6 protein-coding genes are annotated in these 6,931 nt (G+C 71.0%); 3 read left to right on the forward strand and 3 right to left on the reverse strand.

Translation table 11 applies throughout. The features are described from left to right. Positions 1-349: 349 nt before the first annotated feature. The 3 genes from ACFV4G_RS42540 to ACFV4G_RS42550 are packed head-to-tail and all read right to left on the reverse strand — an operon-like array spanning position 350 to position 3,029. Positions 350-1,111 carry an amino acid ABC transporter ATP-binding protein gene (locus tag ACFV4G_RS42540; protein ID WP_380448879.1) on the reverse strand — a complete coding sequence of 254 codons (762 nt, stop codon included), beginning with the start codon at positions 1,109-1,111 and terminating at the stop codon, positions 350-352. Positions 1,112-1,167: 56 nt separating this feature from the next. Then, positions 1,168-2,172 carry an amino acid ABC transporter permease gene (locus ACFV4G_RS42545; protein ID WP_380448881.1) on the reverse strand — a complete coding sequence of 335 codons (1,005 nt, stop codon included), beginning with the start codon at positions 2,170-2,172 and terminating at the stop codon, positions 1,168-1,170. After that, the gene (locus tag ACFV4G_RS42550) at positions 2,133-3,029 is read right to left on the reverse strand and encodes an ABC transporter substrate-binding protein (RefSeq protein ID WP_380448883.1); all 897 of its coding nucleotides are present in this window, start codon (positions 3,027-3,029) and stop codon (positions 2,133-2,135) included. The genes ACFV4G_RS42545 and ACFV4G_RS42550 overlap by 40 nt, the downstream gene beginning before the upstream one ends. A 507-nt stretch (positions 3,030-3,536) precedes the next feature. On the opposite strand from ACFV4G_RS42550, the gene ACFV4G_RS42555 reads away from it, so the two are divergent. Genes ACFV4G_RS42555 through ACFV4G_RS42565 form a run of 3 tightly spaced genes read left to right on the forward strand, consistent with a single transcriptional unit; the run spans position 3,537 to position 6,765 of the window. Beyond that, entirely contained in the window at positions 3,537-4,937 is a 1,401-nt protein-coding gene (locus tag ACFV4G_RS42555; RefSeq protein WP_380448885.1) for a DUF6421 family protein, read from the forward strand. Continuing rightward, positions 4,934-5,692 carry an SDR family NAD(P)-dependent oxidoreductase gene (locus ACFV4G_RS42560; RefSeq protein WP_380448888.1) on the forward strand — a complete coding sequence of 253 codons (759 nt, stop codon included), beginning with the start codon at positions 4,934-4,936 and terminating at the stop codon, positions 5,690-5,692. Before ACFV4G_RS42555 ends, ACFV4G_RS42560 begins: the two co-directional genes overlap by 4 nt. Then, positions 5,689-6,765 carry a threonine aldolase family protein gene (locus ACFV4G_RS42565; RefSeq protein WP_380448890.1) on the forward strand — a complete coding sequence of 359 codons (1,077 nt, stop codon included), beginning with the start codon at positions 5,689-5,691 and terminating at the stop codon, positions 6,763-6,765. Before ACFV4G_RS42560 ends, ACFV4G_RS42565 begins: the two co-directional genes overlap by 4 nt. The last annotated feature ends 166 nt before the right edge of the window (positions 6,766-6,931 follow it).

A 6,931-nucleotide genomic window follows, 5' to 3' on the forward strand; every position in this document is an offset into this window, starting at 1 on the left:
GCCGGGCGGCGGCGGGGGGGGGCCGGCGCCCCCCCACCCACCCACATCAAAGTATACAAAACAAAAAAAAAAAAAAATTATTTATAAAACCAACCCCCCCCCCCCCCCCCCCGCCACCCGTACTCTGCGGCGTTCGTCCTGTCCACGATCACCGCTGCCGCTCCCGGGAGGCCAGGGCGCGTGCAGGGGCGCACGGTGGTGACCAGCGGAGTGCGTTCCTGCGAGCGCCCTATGCCTGCCTCAACAAGCCCCCCAGCCAGACCTCGCCAGATCTCGCCGGACCCCGCCACCCTGCCGCCGCCACCCCGCCGGAATCCACCTGCCGGAGCCCGCCCCCGCGCGTCCCGTCTCAGCCCTGAAGCCGCCCCGAGGCGACGATCCGGCTGAGGAACCGCCGGGTCCGCTCCTCCCGCGGATCGCCGAACACCTGCTCCGGCGGCCCCTGTTCGAGCACCACCCCGCCGTCCAGGAAGCAGACCTGGTCGGCCACCTCGCGCGCGAACCCCATCTCGTGCGTCGACAGGACCATCGTCATGCCCTGTTCCTTCAGATCGCGCACCACCGACAGCACCTCCCCGACGAGCACCGGGTCGAGCGCCGCCGTGATCTCGTCGAGCAGCAGCAGCCGTGGCCCGGTGGCCAGCGCCCGCACGATGGCGACGCGCTGCTGCTGCCCGCCGGAGAGCCGGTCCGGGTACTCCTTCGCCTTGGCCGCCAGCCTGAGCCGGTCCAGCAGCTCCAGTGCCTTCGCCTCCGCCTCGGCCCGCCCGAGCCCGTGCACCCGGCGCGGCGCGAGCGTGATGTTCTCCAGCACCGTCATGTGCGGGAACAGGTTGTAGGCCTGGAAGACGACACCGATCCGGCGCCGGACGGCGTCCTCGTCCGTCCGCGGGTCGGTGATGTCCTCGCCGTCCAGGAAGATCGCGCCGTCGTCGACGCCCTCCAGCAGGTTCACGCACCGCATCAGCGTGGACTTGCCCGAGCCGGACGCCCCGATCAGCGCCGTCACCGAGTGCTCGGGCACGGCGAGGTCGACGTCGCGCAGCACCACCTGTGAGCCGAAGGTCTTGCGCACCGACTCCAGCCGCAGCACGTCCGCTCCGGCGCCCACCGGGTCCCCGCCCACACCCCTCGCACTGCTCGTACTGTTAGTACTGCTCGCCCCGCTCACACCGCACCTCCCTGGACCTGCCGACGGTTCATGCGCGCGGTCAGCCAGTCGGCGAACCGCGTGAGCGGAATGGTCAGCACGATGAACACCAGCCCCGCGACCAGGTACGGCGTGTAGTTGAACGACCGGGACGCGATGATCTTCGCCGCGTAGACGGCGTCGATCGCCCCGCCGATCGAGACGAGCCCGGTGTCCTTCTGCAGGCTGACCAGGTTGTTGATCAGCGGCGGCACCACCCGCCGTACCGCCTGCGGCAGCACGACGTACCGCATCGCCTGCGCGTTGGTGAGCCCGAGCGAGCGCGCCGCGGCCCGCTGGCTCGGGTGCACCGACTCGATCCCCGCGCGGAACACCTCGGACACGTACGCCGAGTACGTCAGCACCAGCGCCGCCCCGCCGAGCAGCAGCGGATCGGTGGTCACCCCGGTGAGGCGCAGTGCCGGCACCCCGGTGATCATCACCAGCAGGCAGATGATCATCGGCAGCCCGAGGAAGAAGTCCACGTACGCGGTGGCCAGCAGCCGGACCGGCAGGAACACCGGACCGCGCAGGGTCCGGAGCACCGCCAGCAGCAGGCCGAACACCAGGATCAGCACGCCGCAGCCGAGCATCAGCTCCAGGTTGAGCCGGAGCCCGGTCAGGACCTCGGGCAGCGCCTGCCGGGCGTAGTCGAGGTTGAAGAAGGTCCGTCGAGTCACCTCCCAGCCGGGGGAGTTGACGATGAGCAGGTACAGCACGACGGCCGTCAGCAGCGTCGACGAGCCCGCGATCAGGGCCGAACGCCGGGTCCGCCCGCGGCGGTAGGCGTCCCGGGCGAGCCGGCGCTCGGACGGACGGTAACCGTCGTCCTCCCCGCCGCCGGGCGCACCGTCGTCCCGCGCGCCCGCCTCCCGGCCCGCCGCGCCGTCGGCCCCGACACCCCCGCCGACCTCGACGCCGCCACTGGCCTCGATGCCGCCGCTCACTTCAGCACCGGTGCCGAGACGGCGTCGGACAGCCACTGCTTCTCCAGCTTCGCGAGCGTCCCGTCCGCCCGCAGCGCGTCCACGGCCTGCGACACGCAGCCGGTGAGCCGGGAGCCCTTGTCCAGCACCAGTCCGAACTGCTCGCCCTGCGACGCGCTCTCGAACTGCCCCACCACCTGAGCCTCCGGCACCTCGGCGCCGGTGATGTAGAAGGCCGTCGGCAGGTCGACCACGAGCGCCTCGACCTGGCCGTTCTTCAGCGCGGCCTTGGCCAGGTCGTTGGAGTCGAAGACGGCCGGCCGGGTGCTCGGCTTGATGGTGTCGGTGATGGTGTCGAGGCTGGTCGTGCCCACCTGCGCGCCGAGCTTGGCGCCCTTGAGGTCGGCGATGCTCTTCGCGCTCGCGGCCTTGGAGTTCTTGAGCGCGATGACGGCCTGCCGGACGTCGTAGTAGCCGGAGGAGAAGTCGACCGCCTGCTTGCGCTCGGCGCTGACGGACACCTGGTTGACGTCGAAGTCGAAGTCCTTCGGGCCGGGCGAGGTGGCCTTGTTGAACGGGGCCACCACCCAGGTCACCTTCTCCTTGGGGTAGCCGAGCTTGTCGGCGACCGCGTAGGCGACCGCGGACTCGAAGCCCTTGCCGTTCTCCGGCTTGTCCTCGGAGAACCACGGGTCGTACGCGGGCTTGTCGGTGCCGATCGTCAGCGTGCCGGCGGTCCGGGTCGCCAGCGCCCCCGGCGCGCAGCCGGCCGAGGTGCCCGACGCGCCCGCGGCCCCGTCGGTCTTGGCGTCCTGCGGCGCGCACGCGGTCAGCGCGGCGACGGCCGCCAGCAGCGCGGCGACGGGGAGGGCGGCGGACTTGCGGAGGCCGGGGCGGAGACGGAGGTCGGTCATGGCAGGGCTCCAGGGAAGGAAGGCCGGGCAGGACAGGAGATGCGGCGGCCGGGGCCGGAGGCGGCCGCGGACCCGGCGGGTCACTTCCCCCGGTGGCGGCGCCGGAACACACGCGGCATGGTCGGCGTACGGGCCCGCGTCCGCGGCGCCCTCCGAGCCTGATCGGCGGATCGGCGAGCGAGCGGATCGGCGGATCAACGACAGCAGCGGCGGCGACAGCAACAGCCGCGCGTGCCACGGCAGGCGTGACAACGAGAGGGCACCCGGAACAGGCCGTCGTGCCGCTCGGTCATCGTGATCACCGCCGGGAGCATGGCGGGAGGTTCGCATCCCGACGGCGCCCGTGTCCAGAACATCCACCGCGGCGTCCACATGCCGGACATCCGGTCGCGGCGTCCCCGAAACCCCCCACCACCGGAGGTTCTCCGATCGGAGCCCCCTTGAACAGGAGAACCTTTCGTATCTATGGTGTCTCCATCGAAAACCTCCTGTCGAAGTGAGTCCACGATGCAGAATCTTTCGCCAAGGCTCGCTGTGGCGGCCGACGCCCCGGTCTCGACCCTCGCCGGCCACCCGGCGTGGCTGCGCCTGAAGGAGGCCGTCGAGACCCTTCGCCCGCTGCAGTCCAAGGACGGCTCGATCGACCTGGCCGCCGTCCAGCGGCACACGGTCGATCCGCTGGTCGCCACGGTCCGCAGCGCGGTCGCCGAGCTGGCCCCGCTGTTCCCGCACGACGAGGCCTACCTGGCCGCCGTCGACGCGGACCTGGCCAAGTGGGCCGACACCGGCTACCGGGAGCCCGACTTCCTGGACTCGCTGCTCGCCTTCCAGCCCGCCGACCAGCGCGTCGACGGCCTCGAGCACCTCGTGGTCTTCCCGATGTACACGCAGAACGGGAACCCGGACCGCAACCTCGAAGCCGTCCTGCTGCGCGTCGTGTGGCCCGACTGGCTGGCCGAGCTGGAGCGCACGCGCTTCGACAACCCGATGTTCGTCCCGATCACCTTCACCGACTTCACGGCCGGGTACGACACCAACTCCGCCGTCCTCTTCCCCGAGACGGTCGCCGTGCGCAAGGCGCCGGAACGTTTCACCTGGGGCGGTATCTTCTGCGACCGCGAGGCCGCCCGCTTCCGCGCCGTCACCACCAGCGCCGTCCAGCAGCTCGGCCTGGCGATCCCGGACGACGCCGAGGGCCTGCTCAAGGACCAGGCGCGCGCGCAGGAGACCTTCGTCCTGTGGGACCTCGTCCACGACCGCACCCACAGCCACGGTGACCTGCCGTTCGACCCCTTCATGATCAAGCAGCGCAGCCCGTTCTGGATGTACGGCCTCGAAGAGCTCCGCTGCGACCTCACCACCTTCAAGGAGGCGGTGCAGCTGGAGGCCGAGGGCAACAAGCACGCCCGCGACGTCCAGTACGCGATCCTCTTCGACCGCCTGTTCCGCTTCCCGGTCAGCGGCGACCGCGTGCGCAACTACGACGGCATGGGCGGCCAGCTGCTCTTCGCCTACCTGCACAAGAACGACGCGCTGCGCTGGCGGGACAACCGCCTCACCATCGACTGGGACCGCGCCCCGCAGGTCACCAACGAGCTCTGCGCCGAGATCGAGACCCTGTACCGCGACGGCATCGACCGGCCCAAGCCGGCCCACTGGATCGCCGCCTACCAGCTCGTCTCCCGCTACCTCACCCCGCACCCGGCCTCCACGTGGGCGAAGGGGGCCGACGCGCTGCCGCTCGACATCACCGACGGCAAGGCGCTCAACAAGGCGCTGTGCGACGCGGTGCTCCCGGACGAGTTCCCGCTGAGCATGTTCTACGAGGCCCTGTCCAAGAAGCTCGGCGGCGTCATCGCCGCCACCGCCGGCATCACCGGCAACGGAACCAAGGGAGTCGCCGCGTGACCACCACCCCCAACGCCCCGCTGGCCGGCAAGGTCATCGCCGTCGCCGGAGCCAGTGGCCCGGCCGGCCAGGCCGTGCTGCGCCGCCTGACCGCCGACGGTGCCACCGTGATCGGTGCCGACATCGACCCGGTCCGGCTGGAGAGCGCCCTCGACGCCACCCGCGTCGCCGTGCGCGGGGCGAAGGTCAGCGGCCAGGTGATCGACCTGCTCGACCCGCAGGAGGTCCACGACTGGGCCGACCACCTGGAGGCGGAGCACGGCCACGTCGACGGCCTGTTCCACCTGGTCGGCGGCTGGCGCGGCAGCAAGACGTTCTTCGACACCCGCCTCGACGACTGGGACTTCCTGCACGACACCGTCGTGCGGACCCTCCAGCACACCTCGCTGGCCTTCCAGCCCGCGCTGGTCCGCAGCCCCGCCGGCCGGTATGCGATGGTCTCGGCCGCCGCGGCCCACAAGCCCACCGCCGGTGGCGCCGCCTACGCGGCCGCCAAGGCCGCCACCGAGGCGTGGACCCTCGCCATGGCCGACTCCTTCAAGAAGGAGACCACCTCGGCCGACGGCGAGCCCACCGCCGCAGCTGCCATCCTGGTGATCAAGGCGCTGGTCAGCCCGGAGATGCGGGCCGAGAAGCCGGACGCGAAGTTCGCCGGCTTCACCGACACGGCCGACCTCGCCACTCACCTGGCGGGCCTCTGGGACCGCCCCGCAGCAGAACTGAACGGACAGCACCTGTGGCTGACAGCCCGATGAACGACTCCACCCGCACGGACGCGGTACGGCGGCACGACCCCGCCGTCCGCGGCTTCGCCAGCGACAACTACGCCGGCGTGCACCCCGAGGTCCTCGCCGCGATAGCGCTCGCCAACGGTGGCCACCAGGTCGCCTACGGCGAGGACGACTACACGGCGCACCTGCAGGACGTCTTCCGCCGCCACTTCGGCGAGAAGGCCGAGGCCTACCCGGTCTTCAACGGCACCGGTGCCAACGTGGTCGCCCTCCAGGCGCTGCTCCCGCGCTGGGGCGCGGTCGTCTGCGCCGAGTCCGCCCACATCAACGTGGACGAGGGCGGCGCCCCGGAGAAGATGGGCGGCATCAAGCTGCTCACCGTCCCCACCCCCGACGGCAAGCTCACCCCCGAACTGCTCGACCAGCAGGCCTGGGGCTTCGGCGACGAGCACCGCGCGCAGCCGCTCGCGGTCTCCATCACCCAGAGCACCGAGCTCGGCACCCTCTACACCGCCGACGAGATCCGCGCGATCACCGAGCACGCCCACCAGCTCGGCATGCTCGTCCACGTCGACGGCTCCCGCCTGGCCAACGCCGCCGCATCGCTCGGCCTGCCGCTGCGCGCCTTCACGACGGACGTCGGCGTCGACGTGCTGTCGTTCGGCGGCACGAAGAACGGCCTGCTGTTGGGCGAGGTCGTCGTGGTGCTGAACCCCGAGCGGGTCCGCAACATCAAGTACCTGCGCAAGACCTCGATGCAGCTCGCGTCGAAGATGCGCTTCGTCTCCGTGCAGTTCGAGGCGCTGCTCTCCGGCGACCTCTACCTGCGCAACGCCGGCCACGCCAACGCCATGGCCAGCCGCCTGGAGGCGGCCGTCCGGAAGATCGACGGCGTCGAGATCGTGCGCCCGGTCCAGGCGAACGCGGTCTTCGCGATCCTCCCGCGGGACGTCAGCGAGCGGCTGCAGAAGCGGTACCGCTTCTACTTCTGGAACGAGCACACCGGCGAGGTGCGCTGGATGTGCGCCTTCGACACCACCGAGGCCGACATCGACGCCTTCGCGGCGGCCATCGCCGAGGAGATGGGCCGCGTCTGACGGCGCTCCACCAGCGGATCGTCCCGTCCTGCGACAGCAGGGCGGGACGATTTGCACGGGGCGCCTCCGGCCCCGTACAGTTCCGGAGTCGCCGCGGGAGACCGGGGCAACGAAAGCGGAAAGCAAATCCGATGAATGAAACTCCGGAAAACGGAGCGGAAAACAT

Origin of the sequence: Kitasatospora sp. NPDC059747, assembly GCF_042732955.1 — a bacterium.
Taxonomy (GTDB): domain Bacteria; phylum Actinomycetota; class Actinomycetes; order Streptomycetales; family Streptomycetaceae; genus Kitasatospora.